This is a genomic window from Candidatus Oscillochloris fontis (genome assembly GCF_004138135.1).
Lineage (GTDB): Bacteria > Chloroflexota > Chloroflexia > Chloroflexales > Chloroflexaceae > Oscillochloris > Oscillochloris fontis.
In genome coordinates this window covers 234,397-259,454 of sequence record NZ_RYFD01000001.1, presented here as the reverse complement: position 1 = coordinate 259,454, position 25,058 = coordinate 234,397, and the positions used below count along the sequence as shown (strand labels likewise).

At 59.7% G+C, this 25,058-nt stretch carries 23 protein-coding genes; 18 read left to right on the top strand and 5 right to left on the bottom strand.

The genetic code is table 11. The annotated features are described in order from the left end of the window. The first annotated feature begins 13 nt into the window (after positions 1 to 13). Together EKD03_RS01060 and EKD03_RS01055 are read left to right on the top strand one after the other, a co-directional pair. Positions 14 to 1,504 carry an STAS domain-containing protein gene (locus tag EKD03_RS01060; protein WP_161569145.1) on the top strand — a complete coding sequence of 497 codons (1,491 nt, stop codon included), beginning with the start codon at positions 14 to 16 and terminating at the stop codon, positions 1,502 to 1,504. Beyond that, on the top strand, positions 1,501 to 2,349 hold the full coding sequence (locus EKD03_RS01055; protein ID WP_129626388.1) for a beta/alpha barrel domain-containing protein: 849 nt from the start codon (positions 1,501 to 1,503) through the stop codon (positions 2,347 to 2,349). Before EKD03_RS01060 ends, EKD03_RS01055 begins: the two co-directional genes overlap by 4 nt. A 36-nt stretch (positions 2,350 to 2,385) precedes the next feature. Here the strand turns inward: EKD03_RS01055 and EKD03_RS01050 are convergent, their stop codons facing one another. Further along, entirely contained in the window at positions 2,386 to 4,452 is a 2,067-nt protein-coding gene (locus EKD03_RS01050; protein ID WP_129626386.1) for an ArnT family glycosyltransferase, read from the bottom strand. A 170-nt stretch (positions 4,453 to 4,622) separates the two neighbouring features. Between EKD03_RS01050 and EKD03_RS01045 the strand changes: the two genes are divergently transcribed. Continuing rightward, complete coding sequence (locus EKD03_RS01045; protein WP_129626384.1) at positions 4,623 to 5,261, top strand: 50S ribosomal protein L25; 639 nt, start codon at positions 4,623 to 4,625, stop codon at positions 5,259 to 5,261. 62 nt (positions 5,262 to 5,323) lie between these two features. On the opposite strand, the gene EKD03_RS01040 is transcribed toward EKD03_RS01045, so the two are convergent. Then, positions 5,324 to 6,478, bottom strand: coding sequence for a glycosyltransferase family 2 protein (locus EKD03_RS01040; RefSeq protein ID WP_129626382.1), 1,155 nt, complete (start codon positions 6,476 to 6,478; stop codon positions 5,324 to 5,326). Positions 6,479 to 6,634: 156 nt separating this feature from the next. Here EKD03_RS01040 and EKD03_RS01035 point away from each other — a divergent pair, with 156 nt between their 5' ends. From EKD03_RS01035 to EKD03_RS01020, 4 genes are all read left to right on the top strand, one after another. Continuing rightward, positions 6,635 to 8,941: a sensor histidine kinase gene (locus tag EKD03_RS01035; RefSeq protein WP_129626380.1), complete on the top strand. Its 2,307-nt coding sequence runs from the start codon at positions 6,635 to 6,637 to the stop codon at positions 8,939 to 8,941. Positions 8,942 to 9,152: 211 nt separating this feature from the next. Then, the gene (locus EKD03_RS01030; protein ID WP_129626378.1) at positions 9,153 to 9,530 is read left to right on the top strand and encodes a RidA family protein; all 378 of its coding nucleotides are present in this window, start codon (positions 9,153 to 9,155) and stop codon (positions 9,528 to 9,530) included. A 95-nt stretch (positions 9,531 to 9,625) separates the two neighbouring features. Next, a complete protein-coding gene (locus EKD03_RS01025) occupies positions 9,626 to 10,438 on the top strand; it encodes a ComEC/Rec2 family competence protein (RefSeq protein WP_238613280.1) in 813 nt (270 codons plus the stop codon). 4 nt (positions 10,439 to 10,442) lie between these two features. Next, a complete protein-coding gene (locus EKD03_RS01020; RefSeq protein ID WP_129626376.1) occupies positions 10,443 to 12,062 on the top strand; it encodes an oligosaccharide flippase family protein in 1,620 nt (539 codons plus the stop codon). 137 nt (positions 12,063 to 12,199) lie between these two features. Here the strand turns inward: EKD03_RS01020 and EKD03_RS01015 are convergent, their stop codons facing one another. Both EKD03_RS01015 and EKD03_RS01010 read right to left on the bottom strand, forming a co-directional pair. Continuing rightward, complete coding sequence (locus tag EKD03_RS01015; RefSeq protein ID WP_129626374.1) at positions 12,200 to 13,876, bottom strand: methylmalonyl-CoA mutase family protein; 1,677 nt, start codon at positions 13,874 to 13,876, stop codon at positions 12,200 to 12,202. A gap of 53 nt (positions 13,877 to 13,929) precedes the next feature. Continuing rightward, the gene (locus EKD03_RS01010) at positions 13,930 to 14,586 is read right to left on the bottom strand and encodes a ComF family protein (RefSeq protein WP_238613277.1); all 657 of its coding nucleotides are present in this window, start codon (positions 14,584 to 14,586) and stop codon (positions 13,930 to 13,932) included. Positions 14,587 to 14,863: 277 nt separating this feature from the next. Between EKD03_RS01010 and EKD03_RS18325 the strand changes: the two genes are divergently transcribed. From EKD03_RS18325 to EKD03_RS00975, 7 genes are all read left to right on the top strand, one after another. After that, positions 14,864 to 15,100, top strand: coding sequence for a hypothetical protein (locus EKD03_RS18325; RefSeq protein ID WP_161569144.1), 237 nt, complete (start codon positions 14,864 to 14,866; stop codon positions 15,098 to 15,100). A gap of 15 nt (positions 15,101 to 15,115) precedes the next feature. Next, the gene (gene fabF / locus EKD03_RS01000; protein ID WP_129626372.1) at positions 15,116 to 16,348 is read left to right on the top strand and encodes a beta-ketoacyl-ACP synthase II; all 1,233 of its coding nucleotides are present in this window, start codon (positions 15,116 to 15,118) and stop codon (positions 16,346 to 16,348) included. Positions 16,349 to 16,436: 88 nt separating this feature from the next. Continuing rightward, positions 16,437 to 17,144, top strand: a complete 708-nt coding sequence (rnc, locus tag EKD03_RS00995) for a ribonuclease III (RefSeq protein ID WP_129626370.1) — start codon at positions 16,437 to 16,439, stop codon at positions 17,142 to 17,144. A 103-nt stretch (positions 17,145 to 17,247) separates the two neighbouring features. Continuing rightward, a complete protein-coding gene (locus EKD03_RS00990; RefSeq protein ID WP_129626368.1) occupies positions 17,248 to 18,129 on the top strand; it encodes an SDR family oxidoreductase in 882 nt (293 codons plus the stop codon). Between the two features lie 104 nt (positions 18,130 to 18,233). Then, entirely contained in the window at positions 18,234 to 18,896 is a 663-nt protein-coding gene (locus EKD03_RS00985; RefSeq protein WP_129626366.1) for a HEAT repeat domain-containing protein, read from the top strand. Positions 18,897 to 18,904: 8 nt separating this feature from the next. Beyond that, on the top strand, positions 18,905 to 20,005 hold the full coding sequence (locus EKD03_RS00980) for a glycosyltransferase family 4 protein (RefSeq protein WP_129626364.1): 1,101 nt from the start codon (positions 18,905 to 18,907) through the stop codon (positions 20,003 to 20,005). Positions 20,006 to 20,064: 59 nt separating this feature from the next. Then, on the top strand, positions 20,065 to 21,048 hold the full coding sequence (locus EKD03_RS00975; RefSeq protein ID WP_129626362.1) for a glycosyltransferase family 2 protein: 984 nt from the start codon (positions 20,065 to 20,067) through the stop codon (positions 21,046 to 21,048). Here EKD03_RS00975 and EKD03_RS00970 read toward each other — a convergent pair. Then, a complete protein-coding gene (locus tag EKD03_RS00970; protein WP_129626360.1) occupies positions 21,018 to 21,989 on the bottom strand; it encodes a metallophosphoesterase in 972 nt (323 codons plus the stop codon). The genes EKD03_RS00975 and EKD03_RS00970 overlap by 31 nt on opposite strands. 220 nt (positions 21,990 to 22,209) lie before the next feature. On the opposite strand from EKD03_RS00970, the gene EKD03_RS00965 reads away from it, so the two are divergent. The 4 genes from EKD03_RS00965 (at position 22,210) to EKD03_RS00950 (ending at position 25,005) form a co-directional block, all read left to right on the top strand. Beyond that, positions 22,210 to 22,908, top strand: coding sequence for an MSMEG_4193 family putative phosphomutase (locus EKD03_RS00965; protein WP_238613265.1), 699 nt, complete (start codon positions 22,210 to 22,212; stop codon positions 22,906 to 22,908). Between the two features lie 2 nt (positions 22,909 to 22,910). Continuing rightward, positions 22,911 to 23,438: a DUF3090 family protein gene (locus tag EKD03_RS00960; RefSeq protein WP_129626358.1), complete on the top strand. Its 528-nt coding sequence runs from the start codon at positions 22,911 to 22,913 to the stop codon at positions 23,436 to 23,438. A gap of 158 nt (positions 23,439 to 23,596) precedes the next feature. Continuing rightward, positions 23,597 to 24,331 (top strand): SCO1664 family protein, encoded by a 735-nt coding sequence (locus EKD03_RS00955; protein WP_129626356.1) that lies wholly within the window; start codon positions 23,597 to 23,599, stop codon positions 24,329 to 24,331. Between the two features lie 257 nt (positions 24,332 to 24,588). Continuing rightward, complete coding sequence (locus EKD03_RS00950; RefSeq protein WP_129626354.1) at positions 24,589 to 25,005, top strand: hypothetical protein; 417 nt, start codon at positions 24,589 to 24,591, stop codon at positions 25,003 to 25,005. Positions 25,006 to 25,058 lie beyond the last annotated feature (53 nt).

Sequence of the window (25,058 nt, the reverse complement as noted above, 5' to 3'; positions counted from 1 at the left end):
TAAGGGATACGCTATGACTGAATCCCTCACTGATTTCTTTGCCACGTTTATCTTTGTCATCCTTAGTGTGGCCTTGGCGGTATTTGTTGCTTTCCGCGCATGGGATCATCGCCCGGCACGTATCTTCGTGGTGCTCATCACGCTTTTGATGGTAATCAACATCTCCATTCTGGGAAAAGTCCTCTTTATTTCCCACGAGATTGCCTATCAACTACATGCGATATTTTTAATTTCTATGGCCCTCTTTTCAAGCACCTTTGTGGCTCTGCTGAGTACGCTCTTTACCCCTGAGTGGTGGCAGGGGCGGCGCCCGTTCATCTGGATCATCTCGCCCTATGCGCTCATAACCGTGGCGTTGGCGATCGATCTCTTTGGCAAGTTTGGCTTCTTTGTGACCGGAATTCAGATTGACAGCATCCAACCCAATCTGGTGACAACGATGACAACGCCGGCAGGCCGTTGGCTGGCAGGGCTTCTTGGGATCGGGTGGTTGCTGCCCTTGACGATGATGATCACCGTATTTATTCGCAATCACCAAGCGCGTGAGACGATCCTGGTGTTGGCCGGTGGCATGATCGTATTTATAATTCTAAACACTCTGCAATTTTTGAATCTTCTTCCGTTCTCTTCAGTTATGCGAGGTTTGATCCTGCTCTTACCAGTCATGGCTTCCTTGTCCATCGTGGTCTTTCGTACCCGCTTGATCGCTCCGTTACGAGCAGCGATTGAAGAAGCCTTTGAAGTAATGAGCGATGCAGCCGTTGTGGTTAATCCGAATGACCAGATCGTGTATGCCAACCCGCATGCGATGAATCTCGGCTTCAAGCCGCATATGAGCATGACGGAGTATCTACACAGCCGGAAGATTACCCATGATACAATGACGCTGATCCGAGAAGCCTCATCCTCCTACCCGTTGGTAGTGGATGGGCGGCGCTTTCTGGTAAGTGTGCGGCCAATACGCAATAAACGTGGTCAACTCCAAGGGAGCCTCGTGTTGGGGCGTGATGTGACCGAGGTTGAAGAGCGTACCAATCAACTAGAGCAGGAACGAGTGCATCTGACTCAGATCGTGCAGGTACTTGAGCAAGAGCAGCGTGAGCGGGCCACACTGAGTGCGACGGTTCAATCCTTGGCCTTGCCGGTAATTCCTATTCTTCAAGGCGTGTTGGTGTTGCCCCTGGTTGGGAGTTTCGATACCACCCGTATGCGCGATCTGCAAACCCAGATGCTGGCGGCAATTGAACGTCAGCAGGCACGGTTGGTGATCCTCGATCTGACGGGATTGTTATTCTTGGACGAACAGGGGGCGACAGGATTGAACCGCAGTATACAGGCTGCGGCCCTCCTTGGTACGCGCTGCGTCTTGGTGGGGGTGCGCCCTGAGATCGCGGAAGCGATTGTTGCCCAGGGATTAGATTTGGACCATCTTTCAACCGCTGCCACACTTCAGGATGCCGTAAAGAGAGCTTTGACCCTAACAGCAAAGGTAGTTGCACAATGAACATTGATCTTGTCCCTAACAACCCTTATAAGTTGACGATCACAACGCCGATCATTGCGGCTGCGGGTAGCTTAGGCTACGGTATGGAAGTCGCACGCCACATGGGGTTGGCCGCGCAGCCCGCAACCCATGGTCTGGGGGCGCTGATTACGCGCAGTACCAGCCTGCGGCAGCATCGTGCCCGCCCGCTGCCCGGCATTGTTGAGACACCGGCGGGCTTGCTCTACCGTGGGATCGATCACAACCCAGGGCTGAAGGTCATTCGCGAACGCTTCGCTCCGATTTGGGCAACCTGGAATTTGCCGGTGATTGTCAGCCTCTGGGGGCAGGATTACACCGAAATTGCCGAGGCTGCCGCCCAGTTGGAGGGGGTCGAGGGGGTGAGCGGGATCGAGATTCCGCTCTCCAACAACAATGCGATCACCACCGACACCGCCTCGCGCCTCGTTTTGGCAGTACGCATGGCCACCGCACTCCCCTTGTTGGTGAAGTTGCCGGGCCAAGCGAGTGATGTGCCGGGGTTGGCGCGTGCCGTGGTCGAGCAGGGGGCCGACGCAATTGCGCTGATTGACGGTATTCCAGCGGTGGCACCGCTACCCGATGGTACCCTGGTTGAAGGCCGTCTGTGCGGCCCCGCCGTGGCTCCAGTGGCGCTAGGGCTGGTTGCCACTGTCAGCGATGAGGTGAATGTCCCCATCATTGGAGTGGGTGGCGTGCGCACCGCCGCTGATGTACGGGCAATGTTTGCGGCGGGTGCAAACGTGGTGGGGATTGCCTCAGGGTTGCTCGCTGATCTGCGCATCGCCGCCCATATTCTTGAAGATCTGCAAGTGCATGTGTGGTAGTACCGATTCTCCGGCTTCCCAAAAACGCAATCACCTTCAGGGGAGCATCTGCACCTCACGCACATGCACGTGGGCGACCTCACCGACCCCGATCTGAGTAATCTCGATCCGTATGCTGCTTACCTCGTGGCTACCGCCAGGAAGGCTGAGGGACACGGTTGGGTCGGGTACGAGGTTGCGATAGCTCTGGCTGGCTACCAGCGGTTGGCCTCCGGCGGCAGGTATTGCAATCAACCGTAGATCAAGATCCATACTGGTGATCGTGAGGTTGATCCCACTGAACGAACGGGGCTGCGCAAAACGCAGTTCGATCACGAGCGGGTTGGCCTCGAAGCCGCGCATGAGGGTGTGCGGGTCGCCATCAAAGATCGCCTGGGGAGCGCCAATGTCGAGTTGTGAGTGGGCGACCACCACCGGCCCATCGAGATCCATGGGGGTCTCGATCAACTGGGCACGGGCGATTCGTTCGGCGGCTAAGATCGCCTCTATGTTGTCTACATACCGCATGCGTACTACATAGAAACCGGGGCTACCATCTGGGTAGCGGATAATGCGTTCGGGTGGTTCAAGTACAAATTTTCTACTTGCAACGGCTGCATCGTACTCGTAAAAGGGCATGATAAAGACCTGCTGCTGGGGATCAAGCGCTTGCTGGTCGTGTAAGAAGGCATTCACATCGGCCAGTCGCACCCGCGCCGCCTGCTGCGAGTTGAGGAAGAAGCTCACCAGCGCGTTGGGGTTGTTGGTCCAGGTTGAGGAGACGAGCAGTTGAACGTCGGGCTGGCGCGCCAGGATCTCTGGGATGGTCTCGCCAAAGACCTGCGCCGCACCGTATTGCATGCCGTGCAACCCATAGTTGGTAAACCAAGTTGGCCCGGCCAGCAGCGCCCCACGCAGTAACAAGAGCGCGAGCAGGCTCATCAACAGAGCCATCGTCCAGGCCACCATACTATAGCGCACCCAGCGTGCCACCCAGCGGTAACACTGATCCATCCCCAACGTGATGAGCATGGCGGCAGGCACAAGCATCGCGAGTACCCGCGCAATGCTGATACTGGCCAGGGCTGAAGAGAAGGGGGCCGCCAGCATGGCGATGAGCAAGACCCGATAGATCGGCGAGCGCAGCCTGATAATACACACGCCCAAGCCGACCAAGAAGAAGGGCAGCAGGATCAAAGGCAGGTGGCCTAGCCCAGGAATGCGGTGGCGTTCAAAGTCAATATCGTTGGGCCAGAACCAATACCCAGGGCTAAGCCCCAGCCAATAGGTTTGGGCGAAGGTGAGCAATTTGTCTTGAAGTGGCAGGCGATCCAACCAATACGAATCAACCACCCGCAGATGGTTCTGCATGGCCTCCGGCTCAAGTTGGCGGAAGCGCACCAAGGGGAACGCCAGCAAAATGAGGCTGCAACTCGCGGCGCTGAGCAAGCGCCAGCCTTGACGCAGGTGGTAGCGCAGATCCACGAGCAACAGCAGCACGCCACTCACCAACATCACCCCCTGACCGTTGGCGTAGGCATAAAAGGTGGCGGCCCCAAAGATCAGGCTGGGGAAGATCCAGCCGGAGCTACGGGTGCGGTAGAGCAAGTAACAACAAAGAAAACAGGCATAAAAGGCGACCATCATCACCGTCTCGAAGGCGGTGCGGGAATGCACAAACCAGGCCGGAGCGATAGTGAGACTAAGCGGCCCCACCCACCAGAAGCGCGTCTGAAAGACCACCCGCAGGCTCATGGCGACAGCCAGTATTGCGAGCATGCTCACCACCACCGAGGTGGCGCGGGTAGTGAAGATAGAGCGGCTGCCAAAGAGGGCGCTACTGATCACCTGAATATAGACACTCAGACTGAGGCTCCACTTCTCGGCATTGTAGAAGTAGGGCGGCAGCAACACCCCCTCGTAACTGCGCAGGTCACGGTCGAGCAACTCACGGGCCAGATTAGCCTGGATAGCCTCATCACAAAAGAAGTAGATCGGGTAGCGTTCGAGGCCCAAGAAGCGCGTGATCGCGTAGAGGATGAGCAGGCCGAAGATAGCCAGAAGATCGGGGTAGGTCAGGCCACCCCAGAAGGTTTTGGTGGTTTGTTTATAACGGTAGCGCATCTGGTTCTGTAGTTGATCGTGTAGTGGGAAGTATACCCCAACTTGAAAAGAAACCCCGCCTGTGCTACACTCTGCACTGCGCGACCGGCGGCCCGCCGGTCGCCATTCTTATGTCGCTGTATAAGTATTGTGTGCGGCATCTCCGCCACAAGATGAGGAGCAGCTCGCTCATGTCCACCCATCAGACACTTAAGGCCGAGGTTCGTACCGTTTTTGGCAAGAAGGTCAAGTACCTACGCACCAGCGGGCTTATTCCCTGCACCATCTACGGTAAGGGCTTCGAGGCGGTTTCAGCTCAGGTTAGCGCCCGTGAGTTTGACTTGGTCTTCCGCAAGGCCGGACGCACCACCCTGATCGATCTTAATATCGGCAGCCAGGGCATATCGGTGGTCTTTGTGCAGGATATTCAGCGCCACCCGGTGACCCGTGCGATTCTGCATATTGACTTCAAGGTAGTTGACCTGAAGAAGTTGGTGCATATCGAAGTTCCCGTCATTGCGGTTGGCGAGTCGCCGCTGGTTGCGCGTGGCGATGCGCTGCTCAACCATCCGGTTAGCATGGTGATGGTCGAGGCACTGCCCAATGATTTGCCGCAGCATATCGAGATTGATGTGAGTTGCCTGGATTCTATGGAGAAGGTGATTCACGTGCGCGATCTGGCGGCTCAGACGGGCTACAAGATCATCAACGATGGTGGCGACGTGCTCTTCTCGCTTGGCCAGTTGCGTGCCATCCAGGAGGAAGCAGTGCAGGCAGCTCCGGCAGAGCCGGAGTTGATCCGCAAGCCACGGGCGGCTGACGAGGAGTAGAATATCGTTGGGGTAGGTAGAGATGCAAGATATTGCGTCTCTACCTACCGTGCGTCTCTACCTCACCCCTCGTACCGTCGCCCCTTCCACACCACCCCATGGCCGTGGCGCACCCGCCACATACCCACCCCAGCGATCACGATGTAGCTCAACAAACCACATGGCCAGAGTAGTGCATAGGCCATAGGCTGGCGGTAGAGGCGTCGGTAGAGCGTGGCGCGCAGGGCCAACGAGGCCAGCAGACTGAGCCCGCCACCCAGTAAACCCGCCCAGGCTACCTCTGTTTCACCGCGCTTGAGTCCGTAGACCCCCGCCCCAAGAATGGCGGGTGGCCCAAAGGCTTCCACGACGAGGCCGATCATGGCCCACCCCGAACGCCCGCCCCCGCTGCGATACCCGGCGGCGGCATTTTTCATCAGCCCCTCGGCAACTTCGCGCCCATTGGTATACATCCGCACCTGAAGTACGTCCATACCCGCCGCCGCCCCCACCTTGCCCCCTGCGGCCCGAATAGTTTGGGCTAAACGGACATCCTCCAACACCTCGTTGCGTACCGCTGCGTGGCCACCGATCTGCGCATACATGGTGTGCCGCACAAAGATACATTGCCCGTTGGCCAAAACTTGATCGGGCCGGGTATCGGGGCGATCCATCTCCGCAAACGGGAAGAGTGCCGTGATCAGGGCCAGAAAAGGCGGCAGGACGACCCGCTCCCAAAAACTGCCCAGTTCCAGAAAGGGGAAGATCGTGAGCAGATCGAGGTAGCGGGCCTGGGCTGAGGAGAGGAGCGTGGCCACCAGATCGGGCGCAGCAAGCGTGTCGGCGTCCAGAAAGAGCAGCCACTCACCCTGAGCCACAGATCCAAGTTGCTGGCAGGCGTGGCACTTGCCCACCCATCCCGGCGGCAGGTCGCTCCCCGTAATCACCCGCAGACGCGGATCATCAATGCTGGCGAGAAGCGCTCCCGTGCGGTCGGTGGAGCTATCATCGAGTACAATGACCTCAAGGCGCGGGTAGTTTTGGGCCAAGGCGGAACGCACGCAGCACCCGATATTGCGCTCCTCGTTGCGGGCCGGGATCAGGATCGAAATCGGTGGGGCGTGATCGGGGATGTGCGGGCTACTCAACTGCGGCACGCGCTGTAAACGCTGGATGTCGGCGGCGATGAGTAGGAGGATGGTCGCACTGCTGATGCTCAAAAAGAAGGGCAGATACATAGTAAAGTTGGAGAATGATCATCATTGACGCCGGGGCTATTATACGGTATATAAGAAAGCAGACTCCATCAATCTCGTTTACCTAATTCTGATCCAAAAATTCGTTGTTGGTCATAGCAACATCATGAGAGAGTGACGCTATTCTAGGAAGAAGCTATGGGCGCATTCGCCTTTATTGCCCTCCACTTCATCATTACGTTAATAGCTCTCTTGATCGCTGCGTATGCGTGGCGTCGTCGCTACTACCGCAGCAGCCAACCCTTCGCCATCCTCCTCACCGCAATTGCCGTCTGGACGACCTGCCGTGCGCTGGCCGCCGCTTCACCTACCCCTGATGGTACTATCTTCTGGTCACTTGTCCAACACCTCGGTATTCTCGCTCTCTCTCCGGCATGGCTGCTGATCTCGATCTCGTATTCTGAATTTTGGTTACGTTGGAGACGACCTCTTCAGATTGGGATTTTTGTTCTTCCAATAATCTTTTTTGTCATTGCATTGACCAACGATCTTCATCATTTGTGGTGGACATCGGTAACAGTGGATACGAGTCGTGGCTTTTTGTGGCCAGTGGCCGAGCGCGGGATCTTCTTTTGGGTTCACGCGGTCTATGCGTACCTGTGTCTTCTTACCGGCATTGTACTGCTCAGTCGGGCGGTGTTTAAGGCTGGGCCGATCAATCGTGGCCATGCCTGGATGTTGCTCTTTGCCGCTTTCTCACCCGCTATCGGGAATGTCACCTATCTGAGTGGTCTCTGGACGCCGTGGAATGATGATCCAACCCCGATCATGGCCTTTGTTGGCGCACTACTCGGCTTCTATGCCACCATCCACTTCCGGGTGATCGATCTTGCGCCGCTGGTGGAACGTGAGGTACTCGCCGCCCTACCCGACGGGATGGTGGTGCTGAACCGCCAGATGGTGGTGAGTGAGATCAATGCTGAGGCGATCAGCCTCCTTCAGTTACCCCTTGGCCAGATGATCGGGCGCTCGTTACTCAGCCTCTTGGCCGACCAGCCCCGCATGAGCCAGATTCATAGTGTCTTGGTGGATGGCCCTAGCCCTCAGACCCACCAGATTGTGATCGGTGAGGGCGACACGCTACAAGCGCTTGAGTTGCGTTTACGCCCCTTACAAGCGAGTAGTGGGGCGCGGGTGGGGATGCTACTCCTGCTGCGTGATGTCAGCGAACGGGCCAAAGCTGAACAGGCACGAGCGATGCATATGACTGAATTGAGCCTGCTCAATCAGGTGGCACGCGCCGCGAATCTAGCAACCGAGACTGAGCGCCTTATTCGGGTGATTGCTGAGGCGATTGTGCGAAATGGCCCATGGGAACGAGTGGCCGTCGGTTTGGTGCCCAAGATCGGTGGGCAGATCGATATTGTGGCTGATTTGGGTACCCAGATGGGCCAGAGCTATGAGGGTAGTCTTGTCCGTAGTCAGGTGAGTATGGAACTACTGGCACTGATGATGGCCGGCAAGAGTAGCCAGTTTGCTCTTGATGATTCGAGTGCGGCTGAGACATCAATTATGCACTTGATGCGCCGTGAGCAGTTGCAGCATGTCTTGGTGGTGCCCTTGTTGCACCAAGCCAACCCATTGGGGGTGTTAGTACTAGGAAATAGCCTCGCCCGCCCACATAGCCCCGCACTACTCCACCTTGCCGAGACAATAGGTGAACTGATTACCGACGCTTCGGTGCGCACCCGGCTCTATGATGAGGTACGCACCGCCGACCGCCTGAAGTCGGCGTTTTTGGCTACCGTGAGCCACGAGTTGCGCACGCCGCTAACTTCGATTATTGGCTATACCGAGATGCTGCAACGCGGGCTCTATGGGCCGCTCGGTGATCGTATGGGCGAGCCACTTGGCCACATGCGCACGGCGAGCGGCACCCTGCTGCGCCTAATTACCGATATTCTCGATTTCTCGCGTATGGAGGCCGGGCATCTCAAGGTGGATCTCACGCCCGTCGAACCGCTGCGCACGATTCGGAGTGTCGCGGGGCAGTTCCAACCGCTCATCCTTCAGCGCTCGCTCGATCTCTACCTCGATCTGCCCGACCATCTGCCCTATGTGCATGCCAATAGTATGCGCTTGGAACAGGTACTGACCAACCTGATCGGGAATGCGATCAAATTCACCGACCAAGGCGGAATTACGGTGAGTGCGAGTCATCATGCGGATCGCCTGCGGATTAGTGTGAGTGATACTGGTATCGGGATTGCCCACGAGCATCAGGAGGCAATCTTTCTCGAATTTCGCCGTGTTGAGAATGCTGGGCGTCACGCGGGTGGGGCCGGGTTGGGTTTGGCGATCTCACGCCGTTTAGTGGAACTGATGGGTGGTACAATTGGCCTCCATAGTACCCCCGGTGAGGGTTCGACGTTCTTTATTGAATTGCCGATCTGTGCGGTGCCTGCCGATTCCCCTCCTACGGTGATGAGTGTGCCCATGCTATAATGGCCCAAGGTAGGGCTTGAACCGTATTTTGGGTTGCGCCCCATGCGCATCAAGTTAAGGGGATTTCTGCTTGGGGCTATGCCCCAAACCCATGGTTTTGCTGGTGCGGTTGGCCGCAAAGCGGCCAACCGCACCAGCAAAATACTCTTTTTCGTGAGAGCCGATGGGCCACCCCTCCACCACAGCTACATGTCAACAGTTAAGGAGATCTATGCGTACTGTGATCAGCACCCCCGATGCCCCCGCCGCGATTGGCCCCTACTCTCAGGCGGTTCGCGCTGGCGATTTCATCTTCCTCTCTGGCCAACTTGCAATTGACCCGGCTACAAGCCAGATGGTGGAGGGTGATGTGGCCGCCATGACCCGCCAGATCTTTGCGAATATCAGCGCGATTTTAACTGCCGCTGGTAGTTCGCTGGAGAAGGTGGTCAAGGCGACGGTCTTCCTGGTTGATATGGGTGATTTTGCGACGATGAATGCCGCCTATGCCGAGTTCTTCACCGTCAATCCACCCGCTCGCTCGACCATCCAGGTGGCCCGCCTGCCCCGCGATGCGCGAATCGAGATTGAGGTGATTGCGTTGGCATAGAGTAGAGACGCAAGATCTTGCATCTCTACTCTATGCCAACGCAACCTCTGGCCTCCCTCATTCGGTATAGATATACCGAATGAGGGAGGCCATTTGTGGAACACCCACCCTACTGCCGTTGGCTCACCTGGGGCGCTGCGCTCTTCACGACTCTGCTCGCGCTGGCTTGGGCGCAACGCCCCGATGGTCGCTTGCACCTCTATGCCCTCAATACTCCCGGTGAGGCGTTGCTCATCCAGACTCCCAGTGGGCGTTGGGTGCTGATTGATGGAGGGAGTGACCCGACGTTGCTGGCGACTGAACTGGGGCGTCTGTTACCCTTCTGGCAGCGCGGGCTGGCCGCGTTGATCCTCACCGACCCTGAGTCCAGCGATCTCCCCGGTCAGGTGGCGGCGCTGGCCCGCTACCGCCCCGATCTGGTGCTGGCCCCCACCGATCTATCCGATTCGGGGCGGGGTGGCGAGTGGCGGCGCTTGGTGCGCGATCTGCGCGTGCCGGCACGGGCGCTCCAGGCTGGTACACGGCTCAATCTGGGGGCTGGGGTCGCCTTGCAGGTGTTGGCACTCAATCCCGGTGAAGCGGGTGGTGCAGTGCTGCTGATCCGCTACGGAGCCACGCAACTGCTCGTGCATAGCGGCGGCCCCACTGGCGATAGCGCAGCCGCGCAGGTGGTGCCCCCGGTAACGCTGCTGATCTACCCATGGCAGCGCGAGTTGGCTACGCCGCTGATCGCCCACCTCCGCCCCCAGGCGATCCTCTTCAGTAGCCGCTACGCAGATGATGAACCGGTACTCCTCAGTTATACTGAGCGCCGCCGCTATAGTCCGGCGCTCTACCACGAGAAGAATGATGGCACCGTCGAACTGATCAGTGATGGACGGCGGGCCTGGATCGAGACGACACCCTAGCCCTATGCAACTTCCATTTGTCATTGTCATCCTGATCGCCGTGCTGATTGCCACTGGCCTCGGCGCACTGCTCTGGCGGCGTTTCTACCGCGATGATCCCAGCAATGCCGCCCGCCGCATCTTCAAGAATAGCGCGATCACCTTTGGGCTGCGCCTGCTCGTGCGTGGCCTGGATACCGTGGTGCTGTTTGTGTTGGTCGGTTCGTTAGCGCCAGCCGAAGTGGGTACCTACAGCCTCGCCGCGCTACTGGTGGCGCAATACCTGGGCACGTTTAGTGAATTTGGCCTGGGAATCCTGCTCACCCGCGAGGTGGCCCGCGACCCCCAAGCCGCCCCGCGTCTCTTTGGGGCGACACTGAGCCTCCGTCTGCTGCTGGTGATGATCGGGGCGGTCCCGATCTCGCTCGTGGTGATCGGGGCCTATGCGCTGCTTGCGCACGTCGGTCTAGGTGATCCGATCACGCCGAGTGGCCAGCAGGCGATCTGGGTGCTTATTCTGACCCTGGTGCCCAGCGCCTACTCCGGGGCGGTGACGGCGCTCTACAACGCCGCCGAACGCATGGAGGTGCCCGCCATGATCGAGGTGGTCACGGCGGCGATCAGTTTCCTGGCGCGGATCAGCGTCCTGCTGCTCGGCTGGGGTGTCTTGGGGTTGGCATGGTCGGCGGTGGCGGTGAGCAGCCTCACCGCAGTGGTCTTCTTCTTCTTGCAACAGAAGGACTTCTTCGCGCCCAGCCTCAGCTTGGCCCGTCAGCCGATCATGGCGCTGGTGCCGAGCGCCTTCCCGCTTATGCTCAACAACCTGCTGAGCGCGATCTTCTTCCGCTTCGACCTCTTCATCATCCGGGGCTTTGGGGGCAGCAACGCCGATACGCTGGTGCAACAATATGCACTACCCTACCAGTTGCTCAACATCGCGCTGGTGCTGCCGCCCGCCGTCACCTTCGCGGTCTTCCCACTGCTGGCGCGGCGTGCGGCGGGCGAACGCAGCGCCATGGCCGATGCGCAGCGGCGTACCTTGGGCTTGCTGCTGATCATCGCCTTTCCGCTGGCGATGGGTATGGCCGTTCTCGCCAGCGATCTGGTCTGGATCTTCGCACGCCGCAACTTCGACGCCTACCAACCCTCGGTGCATGTGCTGGCGATTCTGGCCTGGTTCCTGCCGCTCTCGTTCGTTAATGGCCTGTTGCAGTACGTCCTGATCGCGCTCAACCGCCAAACCGCGATCACCCGCGCCTTTGTGATCGGGGCAGTGGCCAACCTGAGCATGAACCTGGTGGCGATACCCGTGGCCACACTCTTCTTCGGTCAACCCACCTGGGGACTCTACGCCGCCGCCGTGATCACCATCATCTCCGAAGCGGTGCTCTACCTCGTCTTCCGCCCGCTGCTCATTGGTGAGAGCGTCGCCCCGCGCTTGCTGCACCTCTCCTGGCGTCCGCTGCTGGCCGCGCTGGTGATGGGCGGATGTATGCTTGGTCTGCGCCTGCCCTTCGGTGCGCCCTGGGGCAGCCTCACCGCCATCCTGATCGCCCCACCCAGCTACGCCGTGGTGCTCTGGCTGCTGGGCGGGATCGGGGCCGAAGAGCGGGCGCTGGTGCAGCGGGTGATCGGGCGGGGCTAAAGGCGAGGAGTTGAAAAAATGGTTTGTCATTCCGAGCGTAGCGAGGAATCCCGTCCGGGACGCTTCCCCTTCGCTACGCTCAGGGCTTCGGCTCGTGCGCTCAGCGTGGCATTCGAGATAGAACCCCTACCCCTTCGCTACACCACCATCGTCTCCTGATAGATCCCAAAGACCTCGCGGAAGACATCGCAGATCTCGCCCACCGTACAGTAGGCGCGCACACAGTTGAGGATGGCGGGCATGGTGTTCTCATTGCCCTCGGCGGCAACGCGCAGTTCAGCCATACGCTGCTGCGCCAGCGCGTTGTCGCGCTCGGCACGCACCCGGTTGAGGCGAGCCAGATGCTTGCGCTCGCCTTCGGGGTCCATGGCCAAGATGGGGATCTCAATCGGAGTGTTGACGTTATAGGCGTTCACACCGATGAACTCGCGCTCCTTACCGTCAATCTCCTGCTGGTAGCGGTAGGCCGCGTCGGCGATCTCGCGCTGGAAGAAGCCCTCGCGGATGGCCGGAATGACCCCGCCATAGTTGCGGATGGCCGCGAAGTAGGCGTTGGCCTCGCGCTCCATGCGGTTGGTCTGCGCCTCGACAAAGTAGCTCCCACCCAGTGGGTCAACCGTATTCGTGACCCCACTCTCACCCGCGATCACCTGCTGAGTACGCAGCGCAATCGTCACCGCCTTCTCACTCGGCAAGGCCAGCGCCTCATCCATACTGTTGGTGTGCAGGCTTTGCGTACCACCCATCACAGCCGCGAGCGCCTGGATAGCGGTGCGCACGATATTCACCTCTGGCTGCTGGGCGGTCAGCGAACAGCCCGCCGTCTGGGTGTGGAAGCGCAACCAGCAAGAGCGATCCTTCTTGGCCCCAAAGGTCTCGCGCATCAGCTTGGCCCAGATGCGGCGTGCAGCGCGATACTTGGCGATCTCCTCGAAGAAGTCATTGTGGGCATTGAAGAAGAAGGAGATGCGCGGCGCAAAATCATCCACATTCAAGCCACGTGCAATCGAAGCCTCCACATAGGCCGCGCCATCGGCGAGGGTGAAGGCCAACTCCTGCGCCGCCGTCGCCCCCGCCTCGCGGATGTGGTAGCCACTCACACTGACCGGGTTCCACTGCGGGACGTGCTGGCTACCAAATTCAATCGTATCTACCACCAAGCGCATGCTGGGTTCAGGTGGGAAGATGTACTCATTCTGGGCGATATACTCTTTGAGAATATCGTTCTGAAGCGTTCCACGCAGCTTACTCCACGGCACACCGCGCTTCTCGGCCACCGCCAGATACATCGCCCAGATGATCGCAGCGGGCGAATTGATCGTCATCGAGGTCGAGATCTGATCCAGCGGCAGGCCATCGAGCAGAATCTCCATATCGGCCAGCGACGAGATCGCCACGCCACACTTGCCGAACTCACCCTCGACCAACGGATGATCGGTATCGCGGCCATAGAGCGTGGGCATATCGAACGCAATGGAGAGACCGGTCTGACCCTGGGAGAGCAGATACTTAAAGCGCTCGTTGGTCTCCTCTGCCGTACCGAAGCCGGCAAACATGCGCATCGTCCAGACCTTGCCGCGATAGCCGGTGGGGTGGACACCACGGGTGTAGGGGTACTCACCGGGATGGGCAATATCGCGGGTATACGAGGTCTCAGCAATATCGAGCGGCGTATAGAGGCGCTCAATCGGGTCACTACTCGTGGTCATAAAGCGCACATCGCGCTCCGGTGCGCGTTCCAGGGTGGGCCAAAGGCACTGCTGTTCCCAATTGGCCTGTGCAGCCTGGATTGCTTCTTTTGATTCGAACACCATTGTCCCTCCTCATTATGTGGGGATACTTCAACAGTACCTGTTGGTAGATATGATCATTGTATCATCTTCTGTGCCGGGGCTAGTGAACGTGCCAGTGCGACCGCCCGCACCTCCTGGGTTCCCACGGCGCGCAGCGCATCGGCGCAGGCAACCAGGGTTGCGCCGGTGGTAAGCACATCATCCACGAGCAGGACACGGGCAGGTGGCGGGGCATAGACGGTCCAGACAAAGGCGGCGGCGATATTCTGCTGGCGTTCACGGCGGCCCAATTGGGCTTGGTGTCCAGTATCGCGGCAGCGCTCCAGGCCGGAGACGAGCGGGATGCCGGTGGCGCGGGCAATCCGAGCGGCAAGTTCAGTGCTCTGGTTGAAGCCGCGTTCAGCCAGCCGGGTGGTGTGGAGCGGCACGGGGATGATCGCATCGGCGGGCTGGGGGTGGTGGCGCAGTTGCGCGGCGAGCAGATCACCCAGCGGGGCGGCCATGCGGCGTTGGGAGCGGTACTTCATGCGGTGGATGGCCTGACGCAACGCCCCTTCGTAGAGCCAAGGAACGAGCATCGCATCCAAGCCCGGCGGGGGATCATCAAGCGGGTAGGGGCGCAGCGCGGCGCGGCAGGTGGGGCAGAAGAGCGCCCCGCTACGCCTACAACCCACACAGCGATCAGGGAAGAGGAAGCCGAGCAGGGCATCCATGAGCGACGAGAAGGTCATGCGGTACCTCCATGGTGGTAGGATCGTGCATGGGATATACCGTTTGGGGCGGGTGTCGCGTCGCACATCGCGGCGCACATCGCGGCGCACGACACGGCACGGCACGGCACGGCACGGCGCACGGCGCACGGCGCACGGCGCACGGCGCACGGCGCACGGCGCACGGCGCACGGCGCACGGCGCACGGGTGGCCCGTAGAGACGCAATATCTTGCGTCTCTACTACGGGCCCGTGGTATCATGCACCCCAGATACCCCACAATGAAAGCGAGGCCATAATGGATACCCCCAACCACGATCCTGCCCCCCCCAAACCGACCATGCGCCGCATCTGTTGTGTGACCCAGGCCCAAACAACGCGCCCGCGTGCCTCCATGGCCGATCATCTGCGAGCGGCTGCCGTCTGGGCGCAGATCTTTCAGGCTGGGCAGGAGATACCGGAACAGGATGCGAAGGATGAAGGCGCAACAACGCCTCATGGTATAATGCCCGACGATTCAACCGCCAGATCTTAGTAGGAGGCAGAGGGTATGGAGCGGCGCGTAGTTGTTACGGGGATGGGCGCGATCAGCCCGCTAGGGCACGATGTGCCAACGCTTTGGCAGGGCATCGTCGAGGCTCGTAACGGCATTGGGCCGATCACGCTCTTTGACAGCGCTGGCTTCGATACCCAGTTTGCGGGTGAGGTGCGCAACTTCGATCCGACGAACTATATGGATCGCAAGGAGGCTCGCCGCACCGACCGCTTTGTCCATTTTGCGGTTGCGGCTGCCCAAGAGGCGTTGCGCTCGTCAGGCTTGGTGATTGATGCGAGTAACCGCGATGAGATCGGTGTCTTTTTGGCGAGTGGCATCGGTGGCATCGCCACCCTGAGCGAGCAGTTGGATATTCTGCGTGCCCGTGGGCCAGGGCGGGTCAGCCCGTTCCTCATCCCGGCCATGATCACTAACCTCGCCGCTGGGCATGTCTCGATCCTCAGTGGGGCACGCGGCCCCAGCCTCTGCACCACCTCGGCATGTGCCAGTTCCGCCCACGCGATTGGTGAGGCGGCTGAGACGATCCGGCGCGGGTGGGCCAAGGCGATGATCGTGGGCGGTGCCGAAGCCTCGATCACCCCGATTGGGATCGCCGGCTTCAACTCTATGAAGGCGCTCTCCACCCGCAACGACTCCCCCGCAACCGCCTCGCGGCCCTTCGATGTGAGCCGCGATGGCTTTGTGATGGGTGAGGGTGGCGCGATCCTGATCCTCGAAGACTATGAGTATGCCGTCAGCCGGGGTGCGACGATCCTCGCCGAGATGGTGGGCTATGGCTCCTCCTCCGATGCGGTGCATATCACCAGCGTGGATGAGGGTGGCGTTGCCCGTGCGCTGCGCCTCGCCATGCGCCACGCCACTATGCAGCCCGACGAGATTGACTATATTAACGCCCACGCAACCTCCACCTCCGCTGGCGACCCGGTTGAGTCCGCTGCGGTTCGCACGGTCTTTGGCGGGCGCGAGCAGGCTCCGCCCGTCAGTTCGAGCAAGTCGCAGTTTGGTCACCTGCTCGGTGCCGCAGGCGCGATGGAGTCGTTGGTCTGTATTTTGGCGATGCAGCATGGCCTGTTGCCCGCCACCATCAACCTCCAGCAACCCGACCCCGCCTGCGATCTCGATTACGTGCCCAATACGCCCCGCCCGGCCACGATCCGCGCCGCAATGAGCAACTCATTTGGCTTTGGTGGGCATAATGTCTCGCTGATTTTCCGTCAGATTCCGTAAGGGCGAAGCATCGCTACCAAGCAAACCATCATTCTCTGGCTCTATGAGGGCGATGCTTCGCCCCTACACTATACGGCAATGTGCAACCTTGGACGAACTACAGCAACAACTTGGTATCCGCTTTAACGACGAAGAACTCTTTACCCGCGCCTTTGTGCATCGTTCGTTCATTCACGAACACCCAGAGCGCAATCGCCCCAAGGAATCGAATGAGCGGCTGGAGTTTCTCGGCGATGCGGTGCTCAATTTCCTGAGCGCCGCATGGCTGTATGCCAACTTCCCCGACCGTACCGAGGGTGAGTTGACCTACCTGCGGGCAGCACTGGTCAAGACCAATACGCTGGCCGGGTTTGCACGCAACCTCGATCTGGGGCGGCATATTAAGATTAGCCGGGGGGAGGATACCCCCACCGCACGCAATCGCCCGGCGCTGCTCGCCGATGTCTTTGAAGCCCTGCTCGGTGCGATCTATCTTGATCAGGGGCTTGATGCGGTGCGGGTTTTCATTACGCCCTTCTTTGAACACCAGATCCTGATCGTGCTAAGTGGTAGCGATGAGATGGATTACCGTACCCGGCTGCAAGAACAGGCCCAGGCCCGCTTCAATCGTACCCCAACTTACCGCATGGTGGATGTCTCTGGCCCCGATCACCAGCGTGAATTCACCATGGAGGTGGTGATTGATGAGGTGCGCTATGGGGTTGGGGTTGGGACGAGTAAGCAGGCTGCCGCTCAGGCCGCTGCGCGTGAGGCGCTGAATCGCCTCGAATCCCCTGCCGAAACGGTGAGCAAATAGCGTTGATGGATATGTCATGTAGGGGCGAAGCATTACCCAGCATGTGGCATGGACAACACGAAATCTGTTGAAGGGCGATGCTTCGCCCCTACTTGGGGATGTTATGGCTGAGCGGATCTTCATAACCGGCGGGACGGGTTATTTGGGCACGGCGCTGCTGCGCCTGCTTGTGCCACGTGGTGCCCATGTGGGTGCGAGTTACCTACACCAGCCACCGAGTGCCTTCCCGCAGGTGGCGTGGGCACGGATGGATCTGCGCGACCCCGATGCGGTGCGGGCGATCCTGGATGCCTTTCAACCTACGGCGATCATCCATACCGCCTTTGTGCAGTATGAACCCGATCTACTGGCAATCACCGGCTATGGCAGTGGCATTGTCGCAGAGGTGGCCGCCACATTGAGCGCACGCCTCATCCACATGTCGAGTGATGTCATTTTTGATGGCGAACAGCCTGGCCCCTACACCGAAGACGATCCGCCCAACCCGATCAGTGCCTATGGCGAAGCCAAGGCGCTGGCGGAAACCCTGGTGCGTGGCGCCTATCCGGCGGCGACCATCGTGCGAACCTCGCTCATCTATGGTTTTCAGCCACTTGATCGCCAGACCCGCTTCACACTTGAGATCGCGGCGGGTCAGAGTAGCGACCGCCTCTTTAGTGATGAGTATCGCTGCCCGATCTTCGTGGATGACCTAGCCAGCGCACTAATCGAGTTGCTCAATACGGAACATGCCGGGGTACTCAATATCGCCGGAGCCGACCGGGTGAGCCGTTATGAACTGGGGTGTCTGTTGGCCCAGGCACTAGGCGCTAACCCCGATCAGATCCCATCTGGCCGGAGTGCCGATCTGCCCGTTCGCCGCCCACGTAACTGCACCCTCGACATCGCACGTGCCCAGGCATTGTTGCAGGCCCGCCTGCGCGGGGTACGCGAAGTACTTGCACAGCCGCTCAGGATCAGTCATACTGATACGATAACGAAATAAGTAAAGGCGAAGCATCGCCCACCAAACGAATTCGTGTTCCCCAGATCAATATGGTAGGCGATGCTTTACCCCTACCTCGCGTATGTTAAGCAAGTGAGCATGATATGAACCAAGTACCAGAGGCAATCAGCGGACTGATCAACGATCTCTGTGCGGATGATGAGTTCCGGCGTATTCAGGCCGCCTTTGGACTAGGAGTACTGGGTGAACTGGCAGTAGATCCGCTGATCGATCTGCTTGCTTCGCCCGAACAGGAACTGCGCAAGCGTGCCGCCTGGGTACTGGGTGTTATTGGCGCACCAGCACTGCCCTCGCTGCTGCATATGGTCGAAGGTGATGACATCGCCATGCGTATCGAAGCCATCCGGGTACTCGGAGTCGTCGGGGAGGCACGGGCGCTCACCCAGTTACTCGTCGGCCTGACTGACCGAGATGCCCATGTGGCGGCGCGGGCGGCGCGGGCCCTCGGCAAGATCGGCGATCCACGCGCCTACCACCCGCTCGTCACGGCCATGCGCCACCCCGAACCAGATGTGCGCTATGAGGCGTGTCGGGCGATTATCGATCTGCATGTTCCCGATGCGGTGATGGCGCTGCGTGACGTGGCCGAGAATGATACCGGCGTCACCACCTGGGGCGCGGCGGTCAGTGAAAGTGCGCTGCGGGCAATTGCCGAGCTAGATAACTCTTTAAGTAGCCCCGACCATGGTGCGGAGTTTTCCCGCGCCAGCGAGATCGTGCAGCAGGCCGAGAATCCTGATCAGTAGCCGCTACGATGCGTATCGGTATTGATGCCCGCTGTATCGGGGATCATTTTCCTGGGATTGGGCGCTATATCACCAGCCTGATCCACACTTTGGGCCACCTCGATCACGGCCACCAGTTGGCGATCTTCTACAATCCACTGCCCCCGGCAATGCGCTACCACCTTACAACCTTGCCGGGGGTGACGTTCGTAGCGCTCCGTTCCAGCCCCTTTTCGCCTCGCCAACAGATCGAACTGCCCCTGCGCATCCGTCAGTTGGGCCTCGATCTCTTCCACGCCCCCTACTTCGTCCGCCCCTACCTGGGCCAAATATGCCCCAGTGTCACCACCATCTATGATCTGCTGGGGCGACACTTCCCACACCAACTCACCTGGCGCGGGCGGCTGCTCTACCGGGTGCTATTGGGCTTAGCAGTGCAGCACTCGACCATGCTGATCAGCATCTCTGAGGCCACCCGATACGATCTGCACCAACACTACCGCATCGCCCCTGAGCGCATCGCGGTGACACCCTTGGCCGCCGGATCACGCTTCTGCCCACAACCAGCAGAGGTGTGTGCGGAGGTGCGCAGACGCTACAACCTGCCCGATCAATATGTGCTCTACCTGGGTTCCAACAAACCGCACAAGAACCTAGAGCGACTCGTGCGTGCCTGGGCTGCCGTGGATCATCCTGCATCCACCCTCGTCCTCGCCGGTCATCACGATCCCCACCACCCCGAACTGGATCGGCTACTGGCCGCGCAAGCCACCCGTATACTGCGTGTACCCAACGTCGCCGACGCTGATCTGCCCGCACTCTACAGCGCCGCCACATGCTTCGCCTTTGTCTCTACCTATGAAGGCTTCGGGTTGCCACCGCTAGAGGCGCTGGCCTGCGGGACACCCGTACTGTGTAGCAATACCAGCAGCATGCCCGAAGTCGTCGGCAATGCGGCACTGCTCGTCAACCCGTGGGATGTGGGCGCGATGACGCGGGGGCTAACCGATCTGCTCGATCAGTCCGCCTTGCGCGAGGATCTGCGCAGACGCGGGTTAGCGCGGGCCGCCCAGTTTAGTTGGCAACGCACAGCCGAACAGACGCTGGCGGTGTATGAGCACGCAATATGACAACCATCCACCTTTTGCGTACAATAGCCCAAGTCAATCAGACCTATACAGGAACATTCATGCCTGTTGCTACAACAAATATCGCCCACACCACCGAGCATCTATTGCTCTCGATTGTCGTCCCGATCTACAACGAAGAAGAGAGCATTCCGTACCTCTACACCCGTTTGAGCGAGGTGCTGACAGCCTACAACCAACCCTACGAGATCATCGCGGTGGATGATGGGTCACGCGATCAGAGCTTCGCCCTGCTGCGCGATCTGGCCAGCAGCGACCCGCGCCTGCGCGTGGTACGCTTCCGGCGCAACTTCGGCCAAACCGCCGCCTTTGCCGCCGGTTTCGACCGCGCCCAGGGCGAGTACATTGTCACCATTGATGCTGATCTGCAAAACGACCCGCGTGACATCCCGCAACTGATGGCGCGCGCCGAAGAGGGCTTTGATGTGGTCAGTGGATGGCGGGCACGCCGCCAAGATGCCTTCATCAACCGCAAACTGCCCTCGATGATCGCCAACCGGCTCATCTCGTGGGTGACGGGGGTCTACCTCCACGACTACGGATGCTCGCTCAAGGTCTACCGTAGCGAGGTCGTCAAGAACATCAACCTCTACGGTGAATTGCACCGCTTCATCCCCGCTGTCGCCTCGTGGCAGGGTGTGGCCGTGACCGAAATGCCGGTGCATCACGAAGCGCGCCGCTATGGCACGTCCAAGTATGGGATCAGCCGCACCATCCGCGTACTGCTCGATCTGATCACGGTGCGCTTCCTACTCTCCTACTCCACCCGCCCCATGCAGATCTTCGGGCTGTGGGGTTTGCTCTCCATCCTCATCGGCTTCGCGATCAGCTTCTATCTGACCTTCATCAAGCTGCTCTATGATGCCGATATTGGTTCGCGGCCACTGCTGCTCCTGGGTGTCCTGCTGATCATCCTGGGCGTGCAGTTCATTGGGATCGGGCTCATGGGCGAATTGATCATGCGCACCTATTACGAGACCCAGAAAAAGCCGATCTATGTGGTGCGCGAAGAGGTGAACGGCTGACGCCGCAAGGTCAGGATCGTCGCCTCCGGGCGGCACCCAAAACGCAAGGGGAGGCCACCCAGCCCGCGACTGACATAGATCTGGGTGTGGGCATAGCGGGCATGGCCGATGGGGTAGCGCCAGCCGTGGCGCGGCAGCACCAGCGAGCCGAGCCAGGGAAGATGGACGTGGCCACCGTGGGTATGCCCGGAGAGTTGCAGATCGACACCCCGCGCCGATGCTGCTTCGAGCATATCGGGCAGGTGGCAGAGCAGGATGCTGAACTGATTCTGCGGGGTATCCGCCAGCGCCGCCACGAGATCCATCTGACCATTCCAGGCATCATCAACCCCCGCCAGGGTCAGTTCGGTTCCGCGCCACGTAAGGCGGCGCTGCTGGTTGATCAGAAACTCGATCCCCAGGGGCTGGATGGCAGCGACGATCTCCTCCAACCCCTCCCAGCGATCATGGTTGCCGGGCACCGCAAAGACGCCTAGGGGAGCGTGAAGCGGGCGCAGCAGATCGGGCAGATCGACGATATTACGCGCATAACTCACCAGATCGCCGGTGATCACCAGCAGATCGGGCTGCTCGCGGAGCATCTGGGCCACCGCCCAGCGCGTATTCTGCGCGGCAAAACGGTGGCCAATATGGAGATCGCTCAGGTGGCCAATCCGCAAACCCTCTAAACCCGGCGGCAAGTTGGGGAAGAAGAGATCACGGCGCTCCAAATGCGGACAGGTCGGCTCGATATGCAACGCATAGAGGATCGTCGCACCTGCGGCTGCAAATAGCGCCAGTAACGCACGCCATCCGCCATACAGAATGGTGAGAACGGCGAACAACGCAGCCAGCCCACCCGCCCACAACCAATTGGAGCCAAAGCGTAAGCGACGCAGGCGGCGAATCAGCCCGTGGGGGAAGGAGAAATGGATATCGTGGTGATCAGGGCTGTGGAGCATAGGTCTCCATTATATCAAAAATCGCCCAACAAATATGGTATCATGGATCTGAATGGAAGCATAAGGGTACCAACTTTGGGGTGCAGCCCCGAACCTTGATCTTTGTTATGGTTTGGCGGCTTTGCCGCCAAACCATAACAAAATAGGCAGTAGAGCAGATCACAGCGTTACGTATGCGGTATTGCCAAAATAGAGATGTTCGGGAGCGAAGGAGCCAACCGTGACCCAAGTACTGCTGATACGGCATGGGACAAACGACTGGGTTCATGGGCGACTAGCCGGGTGGACGCCCGGAGTGCATCTGAATACCGAGGGCCAGCAACAGGCGTTGGCACTGAGTGAGCGGCTGGGCGATCTACCGATTGCCGCGATCTACACGAGTCCGTTGGAGCGCTGTGTTGAGACCGCCAGTGCCCTAGCGCATCCGCGCAGCCTGCCATTACGGTTGGTTGAGCAACTTGGCGAAGTGCGCTATGGTGAATGGCAAGGGGGCGAACTGAAGGAACTCGCCCGTCACGAACTGTGGCCAGGGGTGCAGTTCTACCCCAGCGGAACGCGCTTCCCCAACGGCGAAACCCTCGGCGAAGCGCAAATGCGGGTGGTGCAGGCGATTGATGGTCTACGCAGTCAACATCCTGAAACGATCATCGGCATCTGCTCACATGCCGATCTGATCAAACTCGCGGTTGCCTACTACATTGGAATCCATATTGATCTCTTCCAGCGGTTAGTGATCGAGCCGTGCTCGCTTACCGCCCTCCAGTTTGGGCGGATGGGGCCGCGCCTCCTCGCCTTCAACGACACCGGCTCACTAGGCCACCTACGACCACGCCCCGCAGTGCCGGATGCCGTTGAGCCAGGAACAACCGGAACCGAGGCCACCGCTGAAGATGGCCCAACGTCGGAGAAATCAGAGTAGTTATGTCAGACTTCCATATTGATTTGGATGCGGTACAGCGGCTTACTACCGGAGCAGTCGGCCCCCGTGGGCAGCGATTCTTCTACATGCAGATTCGGCGCGGGAGCCGCCTGATCACCATGCTGGCCGAGAAGGAACAGGTACGGGCGTTGGCCGATGCGGTAGCGCGGTTACTCGACAACTTGGCCGAGAAGAATCCGCGCCTGATCACCGCCGATGACATGCTGATCACCGATATGAGCCTGGAGGAGCCGCTAGAGCCGGAATTCCGCATCGGGCAGATGGGCCTCGGCTACGACACCGAACGCGATATGGTGATCCTGCTCCTCCAAAGCGTTGCCGAAGAAGACGAGGAACCCCTACGCGCCCGCATCGCCGCCTCGCGCCCGCAGATGCGCGCCCTGAGCAGCCACGCGGCCCAGGTGGTAGCGGCGGGCCGCCCGATCTGTGGTAACTGTGGCCGCCCGATAGATCCAAGTGGCCACTTCTGCCCCCAACGCAACGGTCACGGGCCGATCTTCAGTTCCTAGCCCAGCTTAAGCTTAGCGCCACAGAGTTGTACCTGTTCACACGTCTCCTCACATCCAGGTTTTGACGCCAAGCCTTCAAGATAGACTCCAGTCAGAACCTTTGCTCCTTGGCGTCAACATGAGACTTCTATTTCCCCCAAGTTACACGGAGTTCTGGGATGGACGAACATCTCCTCGACCCCCGCGATGCCTGCGCCATCCTCACCCACGGGGAGATGGAAGTTGTTGCCGCGATGCCCTACAGCAGTAACTATACGCTGCTGTGTGTGGTGGAACATGCCGGAATGCAGGTGCTCGGCATCTACAAGCCGCAACGGGGCGAGCGGCCGCTGTGGGACTTCCCCTCTGGCACGCTCTACCAGCGTGAAGTAGCGGCCTACCTACTGAGCGAGGCGCTCGGTTTGGGATTCGTGCCGCCCACCGTGCTGCGCGAGGGGCCGTATGGGGTGGGGATGCTGCAACTCTTCATTGAACATGACGAAGAGGCGCATCTCTTCACGATGCTCAAAGAGGGTAGCTATGAGGCGGTGATTCGCCAACTTTGCGCCTTCGACGCCCTGATCAACAACGCCGACCGCAAGAGTGGCCATGCCCTCAAGGGCTTGGATGGCCACCTGTGGGCAATTGACCACGGCATCTGTTTTCATGACGAACCCAAGTTGCGCACCGTGCTCTGGGACTTCATCGGTGAGCCGCTGCCCGCCGAGGTGCTGGAGTCATTTGGGCTACTCCAACAGCACCTCACCAGCGACACCCAGATAACGCGCAGCCTGGGCCACCTCCTCGCCCCCGATGAGGTACGGGCGCTCCAGCAGCGCCTGGAGGATCTGATCACCCAGGGTTGCTTCCCGCCATTAGGGCCGGGGCCAAACGTGCCCTGGCCGCCCGTGTAAGGCATACCTACCCCGGATCTTCATCAACTTTTCACATCCGAGGGGTAGAGTGGTTATATAACCTCCGGTGGGGGTTCGGGTGCGGCGCAGGAACATGTAGGGGCGAAGCATCGCCCACCATGGGTTCCAACCCCCGTGGGACATCCGCAGGCGATGCTTCGCCCCTACGTAACCGAATGCGCAAAGATTTTGCCCATACCATGGGTGTACAAGCATGCGGGCATCACGCCCCCCCACATGAATGATAGGAACTACCTATGAACCGCAACTGGAACTGGCAGGGCTGGCTGGCAATAGCAATCTCCTGCCTTGCATTACTGATTAGCCTGAACGATTTCATCTCTTGGCGGGGCGTGCGCCAGATGGTGGAGAACACCACTAACCAGATGGTGATAGAGCGCAGCGATCAACATCCAGGTCGCGGGAACACCAAAGAGAAGCACGACCAGAACGATGATGCTCAGATGATGCCGGGGCGCGGCAACCCCCACGCGATGCCACGCGCCCATGAGGGCTGGGGACTCTTCGGGATGATCGCTGGCCTCGTGGGGATGCTGCTCGATCTGGCCAAGTTGGCCGGCTTGGGGCTATTAGCGTGGCTCCTCTGGCGACTCTTCACCCAGCGCCAAGCTGCGCCGCTCACCCCGGCGGGGCATGATCCACGGGTGGAGTAGAAAAGTGGTACATAGCGCTGGCATGCTGGGAGATCAGGGCATGCCAGCGGTGT